The organism is Acidimicrobiia bacterium, assembly GCA_036396535.1.
GTDB lineage: Bacteria > Actinomycetota > Acidimicrobiia > Spongiisociales > UBA5794 > DASWKR01.
The window spans coordinates 21,356-35,111 of record DASWKR010000012.1 but is presented as its reverse complement, the minus strand read 5'-3'; the positions used below and the strand labels follow the sequence as shown (position 1 = coordinate 35,111).

Annotated in this window: 9 protein-coding genes and 6 tRNA genes; 12 read left to right on the top strand and 3 right to left on the bottom strand. The window is 66.7% G+C overall.

Translation table 11 applies throughout. The annotated features are described in order from the left end of the window. Positions 1-175: 175 nt before the first annotated feature. Both VGC47_01835 and VGC47_01830 read right to left on the bottom strand, forming a co-directional pair. A tRNA-Leu gene (locus VGC47_01835) sits at positions 176-259 on the bottom strand. A 238-nt stretch (positions 260-497) separates the two neighbouring features. After that, a tRNA-Lys gene (locus VGC47_01830) sits at positions 498-571 on the bottom strand. 779 nt (positions 572-1,350) lie between these two features. Here VGC47_01830 and VGC47_01825 point away from each other — a divergent pair. From VGC47_01825 to clpX, 7 genes are all read left to right on the top strand, one after another. Beyond that, a tRNA-Pro gene (locus VGC47_01825) sits at positions 1,351-1,424 on the top strand. Between the two features lie 130 nt (positions 1,425-1,554). After that, a tRNA-Gly gene (locus VGC47_01820) sits at positions 1,555-1,628 on the top strand. Positions 1,629-1,695: 67 nt separating this feature from the next. Beyond that, positions 1,696-1,768: transfer RNA gene (locus tag VGC47_01815), tRNA-Arg, on the top strand. A 16-nt stretch (positions 1,769-1,784) separates the two neighbouring features. Continuing rightward, positions 1,785-1,862, top strand: a tRNA-His gene (locus tag VGC47_01810). Positions 1,863-1,973: 111 nt separating this feature from the next. Continuing rightward, positions 1,974-3,356, top strand: a complete 1,383-nt coding sequence (gene tig, locus VGC47_01805; protein ID HEX9854033.1) for a trigger factor — start codon at positions 1,974-1,976, stop codon at positions 3,354-3,356. Then, complete coding sequence (locus tag VGC47_01800) at positions 3,349-3,999, top strand: ATP-dependent Clp protease proteolytic subunit (GenBank protein HEX9854032.1); 651 nt, start codon at positions 3,349-3,351, stop codon at positions 3,997-3,999. The genes tig and VGC47_01800 overlap by 8 nt, the downstream gene beginning before the upstream one ends. A gap of 11 nt (positions 4,000-4,010) precedes the next feature. Continuing rightward, positions 4,011-5,285 carry an ATP-dependent Clp protease ATP-binding subunit ClpX gene (gene clpX, locus VGC47_01795; GenBank protein HEX9854031.1) on the top strand — a complete coding sequence of 425 codons (1,275 nt, stop codon included), beginning with the start codon at positions 4,011-4,013 and terminating at the stop codon, positions 5,283-5,285. 22 nt (positions 5,286-5,307) lie between these two features. Here the strand turns inward: clpX and VGC47_01790 are convergent, their stop codons facing one another. Further along, the gene (locus VGC47_01790; GenBank protein HEX9854030.1) at positions 5,308-6,540 is read right to left on the bottom strand and encodes an amidohydrolase family protein; all 1,233 of its coding nucleotides are present in this window, start codon (positions 6,538-6,540) and stop codon (positions 5,308-5,310) included. Positions 6,541-7,058: 518 nt separating this feature from the next. On the opposite strand from VGC47_01790, the gene VGC47_01785 reads away from it, so the two are divergent. The 5 genes from VGC47_01785 to VGC47_01765 all read left to right on the top strand — a co-directional run bounded on the left by VGC47_01785 (position 7,059) and on the right by VGC47_01765 (position 13,755). After that, positions 7,059-8,042, top strand: a complete 984-nt coding sequence (locus VGC47_01785; GenBank protein HEX9854029.1) for an ATP-binding cassette domain-containing protein — start codon at positions 7,059-7,061, stop codon at positions 8,040-8,042. Beyond that, a complete protein-coding gene (locus tag VGC47_01780) occupies positions 8,039-8,842 on the top strand; it encodes an ABC-2 family transporter protein (protein ID HEX9854028.1) in 804 nt (267 codons plus the stop codon). The genes VGC47_01785 and VGC47_01780 overlap by 4 nt, the downstream gene beginning before the upstream one ends. A gap of 1 nt (position 8,843) precedes the next feature. Beyond that, the gene (locus tag VGC47_01775) at positions 8,844-9,629 is read left to right on the top strand and encodes an ABC-2 family transporter protein (GenBank protein HEX9854027.1); all 786 of its coding nucleotides are present in this window, start codon (positions 8,844-8,846) and stop codon (positions 9,627-9,629) included. Between the two features lie 156 nt (positions 9,630-9,785). Continuing rightward, on the top strand, positions 9,786-12,377 hold the full coding sequence (locus VGC47_01770) for a valine--tRNA ligase (protein ID HEX9854026.1): 2,592 nt from the start codon (positions 9,786-9,788) through the stop codon (positions 12,375-12,377). 4 nt (positions 12,378-12,381) lie between these two features. Continuing rightward, positions 12,382-13,755 carry a Mur ligase family protein gene (locus VGC47_01765; protein HEX9854025.1) on the top strand — a complete coding sequence of 458 codons (1,374 nt, stop codon included), beginning with the start codon at positions 12,382-12,384 and terminating at the stop codon, positions 13,753-13,755. The last annotated feature ends 1 nt before the right edge of the window (position 13,756 follow it).

Below are 13,756 nucleotides of genomic sequence, written 5' to 3'. Positions count from 1 at the left end.
GTGCACGTGCACGACCTCCAGATATGCGTTGCCGAGGGGGACGATCCGGTTGGCCGTGCCCTGACCGGGGTGCCTCCCGCCCGGCGTCGACGCCAGACCGTGATCCGCCAGCAGTCGAGCCGCCGTGACGGCTGCGTCCGGCGTGACGAGGATGACGTGATCGACCGTGGTCAAGTGCGGACGGAGGGACTCGAACCCCCACGGGCTTTCGCCCACCAGGACCTAAACCTGGCGCGTCTACCAGTTTCGCCACGCCCGCGCCCCGAGGATGGTAGGGGTGGGGTGGGTACGGCAGCGCCGCACCATTCGAGCCGGCGAGGGGAGTGGGTCGCCTGGGATTCGAACCCAGAGGCGCACCGACGACCGTGGCTTGGACTCGGCCGGGGTGATCGGACGATGAAGAAGTCACACCAGGCGGGTTGCCACGCCTTCATGGCCTCCGCCATTGGGAGCGCTTGCGCCACGACCGTTAGGGGGGCCTCGGGACCTGTGTCTCGTGGGTCGCGTGGGACTCGAACCCACAACCCTCTGATTAAGAGTCAGATGCTCTGCCAAATTGAGCTAGCGACCCGAGTTGGAGGCTAGCGACGCTTCGGGAGAAGCAACAAGCTGCGCGCTGAGTCTGTCGACCCACGCCATGGTGCGGATCCACGGATCTGCACTCTTCCGGAGTCGCACTCGACAGACGCCATACGCGAGGTGGTTCTTTCGATGCCCGGTCCCTTCTGGCTTGATGAAGGACTTTGTGAATGGAGCCATCGGTAGCCCGAGAGCCCGACGCCAGTGAGCGCGGGCCTCGAGTTCGTCATTGGCGGCGTGGAGGTTCAGCGATAGCACAACGTCGCAGCTGGGATCGTGGTATCGGCGAATCCACTTCAAGAAGGAGAGCAACAGTCGTGGGTCAGCGTTCGACATCTCCAGTCGCCGCGCCGATTTCCCGCCTTCTCCCCAGTACAGGCATACCCCGGCTACCCAGAGCGGGTCTCTCGAGAGGGCGGGGACCTCGGCCCGGGCTGCCGACCTGATCTGCTCGACCTCTACCCTCCTGCGTCGCTGGGTGTCTCTCGGGACTCCGGCGCGGGACCCGGTCCGCTCGACGATCGCCGCCCTTTGCTCGTCGGTGAGCGGCACGTCGCGGCACCAGTAGGCGAGGGTCCCCTTGGCGACAGGGACGACAGCCGTGATCTCGCCGTACGAGAGCCCATGGCCCCGCAGAGCGCGTCCAAGATCGGCCCGTTCCGAGCGGGAGAGGTCCTCCCACCGAGCTGCGCGCGCCCGCAGCTCAACCGGGATGGGCTGCACGGTGGCAATGCTGTCACGACCGTATGACAGAATGCGTCATTGCAGGAACGGGCTGTAGCGCAGCTTGGTAGCGCACCTGCTTTGGGAGCAGGGGGTCGCCGGTTCGAATCCGGCCAGCCCGACGAGGCTCACGTTGAAGACGCCGTGCCCGCGGCCCGGCCCGAGTTGGGTGGAGGTGGCGTCCTGGAGCTGCCCACATGCAGGCGCGAGGGGCTGGGCTTTCGGTTGGGCCGTTACACTTTCCCGCCGCCTGCGGATGTAGCTCAATGGCAGAGCCCCAGCCTTCCAAGCTGGTTATGCGGGTTCGATCCCCGTCATCCGCTCCAGGTGCGGCCGGGCTCCCGCGTACAGGATCGGCGGAGCCGCCGATGACGGCCCGGGATGCAGAACTGAGCCCCCGTAGCTCAGAGGACAGAGCAGGAGCCTTCTAAGCTCTTGGTCGAGGGTTCGAATCCTTCCGGGGGCGCGAGTCTCGACTCATGGTGGCCGTAGCTCAGCTCGGTTAGAGCGCCTGGTTGTGGTCCAGGAGGTCGCGGGTTCGAATCCCGTCGGCCACCCCAGAACGACAGACCTGAACGACAGCCCTGAACGACAGCCCTGAACGACAGCATGGTCGGCGGCGCCGGCTGCGAACAGCGACCCGCGACGGCGCGGCGCCGAAAGGAAGATGCGTGCAGACGACCGTCACAGAAGCGGGAAGGTTCGAGCGGCTCCTCACGCTGCGCGTCGACGAGGCCGAGCTCGAGAGCGCCAAGGGCGTCGCGGCTCGCAAGCTGTCCAAATCGATGAAGATCAAGGGATTCCGTCCCGGCAAGGCCCCGCGAGCGATTGTCGAGAGGATGGTTGGAGCCGAGACGCTGCGAAGCGAGGCGATCGACGAGGCGCTTCCTGATCTGGTGGGCTCGGCGCTCAGCGAGACGGCGCTCTCGCCGGTCACCACTCCTCGCGTCGTGAGCATCCGCGATGCGAACGGCGGAGTCGAGGTCGATGTGCGCGTGACCTTGTGGCCGACCGCCGACACCGTCCCCGACTACGAGGGACGGAAGATCGATGTCGGTTCGTTCGAGGTCGACGACGATGAGATCGATCGCCAGATCGAACGGCTTCGCGATCAGTTCGCCGAGCTCGAGACCGTGAATCGCGTCGCCGACGAAGGCGACTTCGTGATGATCAACCTCTCGGCGGAGGCGAACGGGAAGCCGCTCGAGGAGGTGGCAGCCAACGACCTGCTCTACGAGGTCGGATCTCGATCGTTCATAGCCGGACTGGACGATCTCCTGATCGGCGCCTCCGCCGGGGACATCCGCGAGGGACCGGCGACCCTGCCGGAAGGCTTCGAGGGACCCGACGAAGTCCGGCTGCGCGTGCTGGTCAAAGAGGTGCGGGGCAAGAAGCTCCCAGTCGTGACGGACGACTGGGTGTCCGACGTGACGGAGTTCGACACCGTGGTCGAGTTGCGCGAGCAGCTGGCGGATGGGACGCGCAGCATGAAGCGAGCCGTTGCGGCGCGGGACTTCCGCGATGGGCTCCTCACAGCGCTCATCGACGAGCTGGACGTCGAGATCCCTCGCGGCCTCATCGACGCCGAGACCGAGGCCTCGGTGCACAACCTCTTCCACACGCTCGAGAACCAGGGCCTCGACCTCGACAACTACCTGCGCATCACGGGACAGGACCAGGACGGGCTGATCGCGGACCTCGAGGCACGCTCGGAGCGCGCCCTGCGCAGCCGGATCCTGCTGGAGTCTGTCGCCGCGGCAGCAGGCATCGAGGCGACCGAGGACGAGATCGATGCGGCCATCACGGAGATGTCCCAGGCGACGGGCCGCGACGCCGGCGACCTCCGGGCGACGCTCGCCGCCAGTGGTCAAGTGGACCTGCTCGCCGGTGATATCCTGCGGAGGAAAGCGCTCGAACACATTGTTGAAGCCGCGACGCCCGTCGACGGCAATGGCGATCCGGTCGACCTCGAGACCCCCGAACGAAACGAAGAAGGCCAGCGGGGCGAAGACGACGGAGACGAGCATGGATCTGAAACGGAGCCAGATGATTGAGCATCACCCACCGAACTCGCCCGTGAACTACCTGGTGCCGACGGTCGTCGAGCAGACACCGCGAGGGGAGCGGGCGTTCGACATCTACAGCAGGCTCCTGAAAGAGCGCATCGTGTTCCTCGGGACCCCGATCGACGACACGGTCTCCAACCTCATCATGGCGCAGCTCCTCCACCTCGAAGGCGAGGACCCTGACAAGGACATCGCCATGTACATCAACTCGCCCGGCGGATCGACGTACGCCCTCATGGCGATATACGACACGATGCAGTTCATCAAGCCGGACGTCGCCACCTATTGCATGGGCTTGGCGGCTTCCGCGGCGGCGGTGCTGCTCGCAGGTGGCGCCACGGGCAAGCGCTTCGCCCTGCCGCATTCCCGGATCATGCTCCACCAGCCGCACATCTCGGGGCTCGGAGGCCAGGCGACCGACATCGAGATCCACGCCCGAGAGATCCTGAAGACGCGGGAGGAGATCAATCAGCTCCTCGCCATGCAGACCGGCCAGGACATCGAGAGAGTGCGTGACGACACCGAGCGCGACTATTGGATGGGCGCCGACGAGGCGCACGAGTACGGTGTGATCGACAAGATCCTCGAGAGCAGGTCCTTGACGGCCGTGAAGACCGCCGAAGCCGGGTAGGGGAGAGCAGGTTGGCGAAGTACGAGGGATCCGAGCTCCTCAAGTGCAGCTTCTGCGGCAAGTCGCAGAAGCAGGTGAAGAAGCTCATCGCCGGACCGGGCGTCTACATCTGTGACGAGTGCATCGAGCTGTGCAACGAGATCATAGAGGAGGAGCTCTCGGAGACCGAGGAGATCTCGTTCACCGAGCTGCCGAAGCCGCACGAGATCTACGCCTTCCTCGACAGCTACGTCGTCGGCCAGGAGCGAGCCAAGAAGGTCCTGTCCGTCGCGGTCTACAACCACTACAAGCGGGTCAGAGCCGGCCAGCGTCCCACCAAGGAGGACGAGGTCGAGCTCCAGAAGTCGAACATCCTCCTCGTCGGCCCGACCGGGGTCGGCAAGACGCTCATGGCCCAGACCCTTGCCCGGCTCCTCAACGTGCCGTTCGCCATCGCCGACGCCACCGCCCTCACCGAGGCCGGGTACGTCGGCGAGGACGTCGAGAACATCCTCCTCAAGGTGATCCAGGCGGCGGACTTCGACATCAAGCGCGCCGAGACCGGGATCATCTACATCGACGAGATCGACAAGATCGCCCGCAAGGCCGAGAACCCTTCCATCACGCGGGACGTGTCGGGAGAAGGTGTGCAGCAGGCGCTTCTCAAGATCCTCGAGGGAACCGTCGCCTCGGTTCCGCCCCAGGGCGGGAGGAAGCACCCGCACCAGGAGTTCCTCCAGATCGACACGTCTTCGATGCTCTTCATCTGCGGGGGCGCCTTCGCCGGCCTCGAGCATGTGATCAAGAGTCGCATCGGGAAGAACTCGGTCGGCTTCGGGGCCGAGCTGCGCTCCCAGGTCCAGGGCCGCTCCGGTGAGACGATCGCCAAGGTGATGCCGGAGGACCTCATGAGCTTCGGCCTCATTCCCGAGTTCATCGGCCGGCTGCCTGTCGTCGCCACGGTCGACGACCTCGACAAAGAGGACCTCATCAGGGTCTTGACCGAGCCGCGCAACGCCCTCACCCGCCAGTACGCCAAGTTCTTCGAGATGGACGGCGTCGAGCTGCTCATCACCGAGGACGCCCTCGAGGCCATCGCGGAGCAGGCGCTCAAGCGCGGTACGGGTGCCCGTGGGCTGCGAGCGATCATGGAAGAGGTGCTCCTCAACACGATGTACGAGTTGCCCTCGCGAACGGACGTCGCCAGGGTCGTCATCGACGAGCAGGTCGTCAGAGAGCGGGTCAACCCGACCCTGGTCCCCGTGCAGGACCTCACCAAGGATCTCCCGGCCGAGCGCTCCGCCTAGCCTGTCGCCCCGCCCAGCGAGATCAGGGCCGATCTCGAGTCGTGTGCTCGGGTGACTTGACGGCCTCGCCTGCCTTCCACACATGCGTCACCCGGTCGGGATCCCCCCATTGGGCCGGGTCGTCGAGAGGGTCGAAGTCGAGGGCGATGAGGTCTGCGTCGTAGCCCTCCACGAGCCGGCCCGAGGCTGGTGCCTGCGGACCGAGGGTGAGTGGTCCATTGGCCGTGGCGGCCTCGATGGCTTCGAGCGGCGTCATTCCCGCCTCCACGAGGAGCCGGATCTCACGCCCGTTCGTGCCATGGCCCTCCCCGCTCATGAAGATGTCGGTCCCCATCGCGATTCGCACACCTGCCGCGATCGCCGTCTTCAGCGCCATCTCGTGGTGCTCGGCGACCATGAGCGCCTTGCGGTAGGCGTACGCCGGGATGTCGCCTTGGCGGTCGAGCAGCTCGGCGAGGATGTATCGCGTCGGGACGAGGATGGCGTCCGCCTCGACCATCGTGGCGGCGGCCTCGTCGTCGAGGTAGCTGCCGTGTTCGATCGTCCGCGCTCCGGCGCGCAGCGCCGCCATGATGCCCGGTTTGCCATGGCAGTGGGCGGCGACCGCTCGGTCCGCCCGGGCCGCCTCGTCGACGATGGCCTCGAGCTCTTCGTCGGAGAACTGCTGGTGGATCGGATGGTCGATCTCGCTCATCACGCCCCCCGAGGCGCACACCTTGATGACCGATGCGCCTTGTCTGAGCTGAAGCCGAACCGCCTTGAGGCAGTCGGCGACGCCGTCGCAGTTGAGCCCGAGCCTTCCCGGCGAGCCGTCGACCCAGTCGATCGGCAGACTGTGCACGTCGGCGTGCCCCCCGGTCGTCGACAGGATCCTGCCTGCCGGATAGATGGACGGGCCGGCGATGGAACCCTCGTCGACTACGTGGCGGAGCTCGATGCCGAGTCCGCCGACCTCACGGATCGAGGTCACCCCACCCATCAGCGTGCGGCCGATGTCGCCGACCGCCCTGGCGGCCTTGCGGGCGATCGGCTCGGTAGCGTCGTGCTCGAGATTCCCGATGGCCATGCCGGTGAAGTGGCCATGGCAATCCCACAGTCCGGGCATGAGCGTCGCCACCTTCGTCGTCGCCGCCGACGTCGCCCCGGCGGCCGCCCCGGCATAGGTGATCGTTCCGCTCTCGAACACGACAGCGCCGTCGTTGACCGGCTCGCCCACCCCGGGGATGAGAAGGTCGGCGTCGATTCTCGTGGGCATGACCACCAAGAGTAGCTGGTCCCCGACGCCGACCGAGGTCGGTCGGGCAGCCTCCGGCACCCGGCGGCACCCATGGCCGAACGTTGCCCGGGAGGTGGCCCGTGGCGGACTAGTTCTCTCGCGCTCGTTGTCAATGTGCCTGGTGAGAACACTGAGAGTGGTCGTAGAGTAACCCTGCGAAGCGACGCTCGAATGGCAAGTTCGGCGTCGATGCGCACGCCAGCAGACGGCGGGCCAGCAGGTCTCCCGGTGACGGGCAAGCAGGGGGAAACTGGGGGTGCGTGTCACCCGGGAGTTGGGGGACTCCCGGGTCACACCTCTCCGAAACGGATTCATTTCTGATTCAACGGCGTGGATGTAACATCACAATGGATCGACACATCCGCGCTGTTCCCCGTGCGTCCCCGGGGATCAGCGCTCACAACCCGGGGGGTTCCGACCTCCCGGGTTGTTTTTCCCCTCCCGGGGGCGCATCGCCGGTGCGATTGCGTGGCGGCCGCCACCGGTAGTGTCCCGCCGTGCCCGCCATCCACGTCGACGGTCTGACGAAGCTGTACCGCGTCCCGGTACGCCAAGCGGGGTTGCGCGCCTCGGTGAGAAGTCTCGTGAAACGCCGCTTCCGGGACGTGGTCGCCGTCGATGACATCTCGTTCGACATCGAGCCCGGCGAAGTCGTCGGGTTCCTCGGGCCGAACGGCGCAGGCAAGACGACCACGCTCAAGATGCTCTCGGGACTGCTCCACCCGGATGCGGGGGTCGTCGAGGTCCTCGGACACACGCCGTCGCATCGGCGTCGCGAGTTCCTCAGCCGCATCACTCTCGTGATGGGCAACCGCAATCAACTGTCGTGGGATCTCCCGGCGCTCGACTCGTTCGAGCTGAACAAGTCGATCTACCGCCTCGAGCCCGAGTCGTTCGTCGAAGCCCGGGACGAGTACGTCGAGCTGCTCGGCCTCGAAACGCTCGTCGACAAGCCCGTCCGCAACCTGTCGCTCGGCGAGCGCATGAAGGTGGAGATCGCCGGGGCGTTGCTCCACCGGCCGGACGTGCTGTTCCTCGACGAGCCCACGATGGGCCTCGACGTGACCGCGCAGCGCAAGCTGCGCGAGTTCGTCGCCGAGTACAGCAGACGGTACGGGGCGACTGTGATGTTGACGAGCCACTACATGGCAGACGTCGTGGCGCTCGCCAAGCGGGTCATCGTCATCCACCACGGGAGGCTGCTGTACGACGGAGGGCTTGGCGGGCTGGCGGCCCGCTTCGCATCGAGCAAGAAGATCACGGTGACCATGGCTGCGCCTCCTGCCGACCTGTCTCCGTACGGACCGGTGATCGCACGCGAGACGGACAAGGTGACATTCGAGGTGTCGCGGGCGGAGACTTCCGGTCTCGCCGCCAGGCTGCTGCGCGACTTCGAGGTGTCGGATCTGACGATCGAAGACCCGCCGATCGAGGACGTGATCGAGCGCGTCTTCGAGGAGCCCGGCGACGACTGGGCATGATCGCCTACACCCGCATGTATGCCGGCTGGGCGCGAGTGGCGATCCTGGAACAGTTCCAGTATCGGGTCGCCAACTACTTCTACATGATCGGCATGGTTGCCGAGCCCGTCATCTACCTGGTCGTCTGGTCGACGGTCGCCGAGCAGCGGGGCGGCGCTGTCGGTGGGTTCACGGCCGGCGACCTGGCGGCCTACTACATCGTCTGGACGCTCGTCCGCAACATGAACATCGTCCTCACGCCGTACGCCTGGGAGCAGCGCATCAAGGAGGGCGAGCTCGTCACGGACCTGCTGCGACCGGTGCACCCGGTGCACCGCGACCTGGCGTACTTCGGCGGCTGGAAGCTCGTCGTCATCGTGATGTGGCTCCCGATCGCAGCGGTGCTCACTTGGATCTTCCGCCCGAGCCTCGACCCGTCTGCCGCCGAGATCGGCCTCTTCGCCGTGGCGCTGTGGGGTGGCTTCTTCGTGCGCTTCTTCGCCCTGTGGGCCCTCGGCCTCGTGACGCTGTGGACGACGCGGGTCTCTGCACTCTTCGAGCTCTACTTCACGGCGGAGCTGCTCCTCTCCGGGCGGCTCGTGCCCCTTTCGCTGATGCCGACCTGGGTGCAGACACTGGCAGACTTCCTGCCGTTCCAGTGGGCGTTCCAGTTCCCGATCGAGACCCTCATCGGGAGGCGCTCCACCGCGGAGATCTGGCTCGGGATCGGCATGCAGGCGCTGTGGACGTGCGTCGCCATCGGCGTGACCGCAGTGCTGTGGCGTCGAGGGACGCGGCGTTTCGCGGCGGTTGGGGGCTGACGTGAGCCTGTTTCGCCTGGCGTGGGCTCATTTCAGGATCGGAGCGATGAACGAGCTCCAGTATCGGGTGAACCTCGTCGTCCAGGTCTTCCAATCGGCGCTGGCGGTGGCCACCGGCCTGGTCGGGCTGTGGCTCGTGTTCAGCCAGACGGACGACCTGGTCGGGTGGGGAGCCCCTGAGCTGCTCGCCGTGATGGGAGTGCACATCGCCATGGGAGGCGTGATCCAGATGGTGATCGAGCCGAACATGGCGAAGCTCATGGACGACGTGCGGAGGGGGACACTCGACTACGTCTTGACGAAGCCGGCGGATTCCCAGGCGCTCGTGTCCATGAGGGAAGTGCGGATCTGGAGCTTCGTCGACGTCGTCGTCGGTGCCATCGTGCTCGGGGTGGCAGTCGTCAACCTCGAGCGCAGCGTCGGCTGGATCGATGCCGCCGGTTTCGCGGCCGCCTTGCTCCTCGGCGCCATCATGATCTACTGCTTCTGGCTGATCCTGACCACCACCGCCTTCCGCCTCGTTCGTGTCGAGAACATCCTCGAGCTGTTCCAAGGCGTGTACCAGGCGGGTCGCTGGCCGGTCGCCATCTATCCGTTCTGGCTGCGGACGAGCCTGACCTTCCTGGTACCGCTCGCCTTCGCGATCACGGTCCCGGCCGAGTCGCTGACCAGCAGGCTCACCCCCGGCACGTTCGTGCTCGCATCGTCGTTCACGGCGGCGTTGCTCATCGTGACCCGGATCGTCTGGAGGGTCGGTCTTCGCTACTACAGCGGCGCTTCGGCATGATCTCGCCCGCAGATCAGGCCAGCAGATCAGGACGCGGGCGGGATTGCCGGGCGTAGGGGGCGAGCGGTGATCGGTGGCGGCGCTCCGGGGTGGACTTGTCGGGCTACTACCATCCTCGGGCCTCGTGAGGGACAGCGACTATGAGCGAGAGAACCGATGAAGCCAACGTACGAGCCGCGCGAGATAGAGGCGCGCTGGTACGACGTCTGGGAGCGATCGGGCGCATTCCGGCCTGAGGTCAACCCGGAGGGCGAGCCGTTCTCCATCGTCATTCCGCCGCCCAACGTCACCGGCGTCCTCCACATGGGCCACGCTCTCAACAACGCCATGCAGGACGTCATCGTCCGCCGGAAGCGCATGCAGGGCTACGCGGCCTTGTGGCTGCCGGGCATGGACCACGCCGGTATCGCCACCCAGAACGTCGTCGAGAGAGAGCTGGCCGCCGAGGGTCTCACGCGACACGACCTCGGGCGGGAAGCCTTCCTGGAGCAGGTCTGGGCTTGGAAGGCGAAGTCCGGCGGACTGATCACCAAGCAGCTCCGTGCCCTCGGCACGTCCTGTGACTGGTCCCGCGAGCGTTTCACCCTCGACGACGGCCTGTCGAGAGCAGTGCGCGAGGTGTTCGTGTCGCTGTACGAGGCCGGTCTCATCTACCGCGGCAACCGGATCATCAACTGGTGCCCGCGATGCCATACGGCACTCTCGGACATCGAAGTCGAACACGAGGACGAGGTCGGCGAGCTGGTGACGATCGCTTACCCGTTCACCGACGGCAGCGGCGAGATCGTGGTGGCCACGACCCGGGTCGAGACGATGCTCGGCGACACGGGGGTGGCGGTGCACCCTGCCGACCCTCGCTACGCCGACGTCGTCGGCAAGTCGGTCACCCTGCCGCTCATGAACCGGCAGATCCCGATCGTGGCAGACGAGGCCGTCGACATGGAGTTCGGGACGGGGGCTGTCAAGGTGACCCCGGCCCACGACGCACTCGACTTCGAGATCGCGGAGCGCCACGGGCTCGAGCCCGTCGTCGTCATCGACACCGACGCCAGGATCACAGCTGCCGGCGGTCGGTTCGCGGGGCTCGACAGGTACGACGCACGCCGGGCGGTCAAGGAGGCTCTCGCAGAGGAAGGCCGGATCGTCGACGTGGTCGAACACCACCACTCGGTCGGCCACTGCTCGCGCTGCGACTCCGTCATCGAGCCCTTGCTCTCCCTCCAGTGGTTCGTAAAGGTTGGGCCGCTCGTCGGACCTGCCATCGAAGCGGTCAAGGACGGTGCCATCCATTTCGTGCCGAAACGGTGGGAGAACAACTACTTCCATTGGATGGAGAACCTGCGCGACTGGACGATCTCGCGCCAACTGTGGTGGGGGCACCGGATCCCGGCGTGGTACTGCGACAACGGCGACGGGATCATCGTCTCGAGGGAGGACGTCACCGAGTGCGACAAGTGCGGGGGGACGGTCACAGCAGACGAAGACGTGCTCGACACCTGGTTCTCGTCCGCCTTGTGGCCGTTCTCGACGCTCGGATGGCCCGACGAGACCGAAGAGCTGGCGACGTTCTATCCGACGAGCGTCCTGGTGACCGGGTTCGACATCATCTACTTCTGGGTGGCGCGCATGATCATGATGGGTCTGCGCTTCATGGACGACCGGCCATTCGACGATGTCGTCATCCACGGCCTCGTGCGCGACGTCGACGGCAGGAAGATGTCGAAGAGCCTCGGGAACACGATGGACCCGCTCGACCTGATCGCCCAGTACGGCGCCGACGCGGTGCGGCTCACGTTGATCCAGTCTGCCGCCCCGGGCCACGACATCCCGCTCAACGAGGAGTGGATCGACGCGGCGCGGCGCTTCGGCAACAAGCTGTGGAACGCGGTTCGCTTCGCCGTCGAGCACGTTGGCGTCACCGCGGTTCCTGCAGACGGCGGGTATCCGTCCGGCGTCGATCCCGTTGCGAGCTGGATTCTCGGCCGTCTGGCGGAGACGACTGCGGAATACGACCGCTTGATGGACGAGTACCGGTTCTCTGACGCGGTGGGCATTCTCTACAACTTCGCTTGGTCTGAGGTGTTCGACTGGTACCTGGAGATGGCCAAGCCGATCTTGCGGGACGCCGGCCGGGCCGAGGTGACGAAGGCGACTCTGGGTGTGGTGCTGCGCGACCTCCTCAAGCTCTTCCATCCTGTGGTCCCGTTCGTCACCGAGGAGCTGTGGGGCGAGCTCGTCGGCGAAGGGCTGGTCATCACGTCGAGCTGGCCTGCACCGCCCGCCGGGGAGATCCCGCCGGGTGTCGACGAGCTTCGCGAGCTCGTGGTGGGGGTGCGGCGCTTCCGTTCGGAGCACCAGATCGCGGCCGACTCGGTCCCACTGCTCGTATCCGACCCCGGCGGCATCGCGGCGCCGTGGTGGAGCGAGCAGCTCTCCTCCCTGGCGAGGGCACACGCCGAGTTCACTAGCGTCCCGCCCGATCCGAGCGGCCACACGAGGATCACGGCCGGATCCATCGACGGGTACATCCCCCTCGCAGGGCTCGTCGATGTCGACCAGGAGCGCCCCAGGCTCGCCAAGGCGATCGCCCAGGCCGAGTCGCTCCTCGACGCCTCCACGAGGAAGCTGGGCAACCCCAGTTTCCGGGAGCGGGCTCCGGTGGACATCGTGGCCAAGGAAGAGGCCAAGGCCGTCGAGTTCGAGGAGAAGCTCTCGCGATTGCGGGAGCAGCTCGCGGAGCTGGGCTGACGTCGTGGTCACCAGCAGGGACGAGGCCTTGCGCTTCCTCGACGACCGCATCGGTCAGGGCGTCAAGCCGGGGATCGAGCGGATCGCCGGCGCTCTGGAGCTGCTCGGCAACCCGCACCGCTCGTTCCCCGTAGTGCACGTGGCGGGCACCAACGGCAAGACGACGACGGTGCGGATGATCGGCGACCTGCTCGGCGCCCACGGCCTGTTCGTCGGTACGTTCATCTCACCCCACCTCCAGGAGTTGGAGGAGCGATTCACCTTGGGCGGGCGGACGTTGCGCGCCGACGAGCTCGTGCAGGCGGTCGCCGACATCGCCCCGTTCGTCGAGATGTACGAGGCCCGCCGCGGCGAGATGCTGACATACTTCGAGGTCACGACGGTACTCGCCTTCTCGCTGATGGCCACCGCCGCGGTCGACGTCGCAGTGGTCGAGGTCGGTCTGGGGGGCCGCCTCGACGCCACGAACGTCGTCTCGGCAGACGTGTCGGTCATCACCGGCATCGCCATGGATCACATGGCCTATCTCGGGAGCTCGATCTCGGCGATCGCAGGCGAGAAGGCGGCGATCCTCGACGACGGAGGGATCCTCGTCACCGGGCCGCTCGACCCGGCGGCGGAGGGGCCGGTGACGGCGCGGGTGGCCGCCACCGGATCGCGCTGGTTCAGGTACGGCGACGCATACGAGACCCTCGAAGCGGCCTGGTCGGGGGACGCTTGGCTGACCAGCATCGAGGGTGTTCACGGACGGTACGAGGAGATGGAGCTACGCCTCCACGGGAGGCATCAGGTCGACCATCTGGCGCTCGCCATCGCGGCGACCGAGCTGTTCTTCGGGCGCCCCCTCGACGCGGCGGCCGTTCACGAGGCAGTCGCCGGCGTCACGTCGCCTGGTCGAATCGAGGTCGTGTCGAGGAACCCGCTCATGGTCGTCGACGGCGCCCACAACGAGCAGGGGATCGCGGGCCTCGCCGCCAGCCTCGAGTCCGAGTTCCCGCGAGCCGACTGGGTACTCGTCACCGGGTGGCGCGGCGACCGGGACGTGGCAGCACTTCTCGCCCCGCTGGCGGGAATCGTGCGGACGGTCGTCGCCACCAGTGCGGCGGACGGCGAGGCGGTCGACGCCGCCGAGGTCGCCTTGGCGGCTGCGACCCTCGAGCCGCGTCCACTCATCGAGACCGTGCCCGACGTCGCCGGCGCCGTCGCCGTGGCGAGACGGCTGGCGGGCACCGCCGGAGCGATCGTGGTTGCCGGATCCCTGTACGTCGCCGGCGAGGCGCGCGCCGCCCTCGGGCTCCCGGCAGCAGAGCAGTCGCGCGTCCATCGCCGATTCGATGCGCAAGACCACGTGGACCCAGACGTCGACGACGAGGACTGAT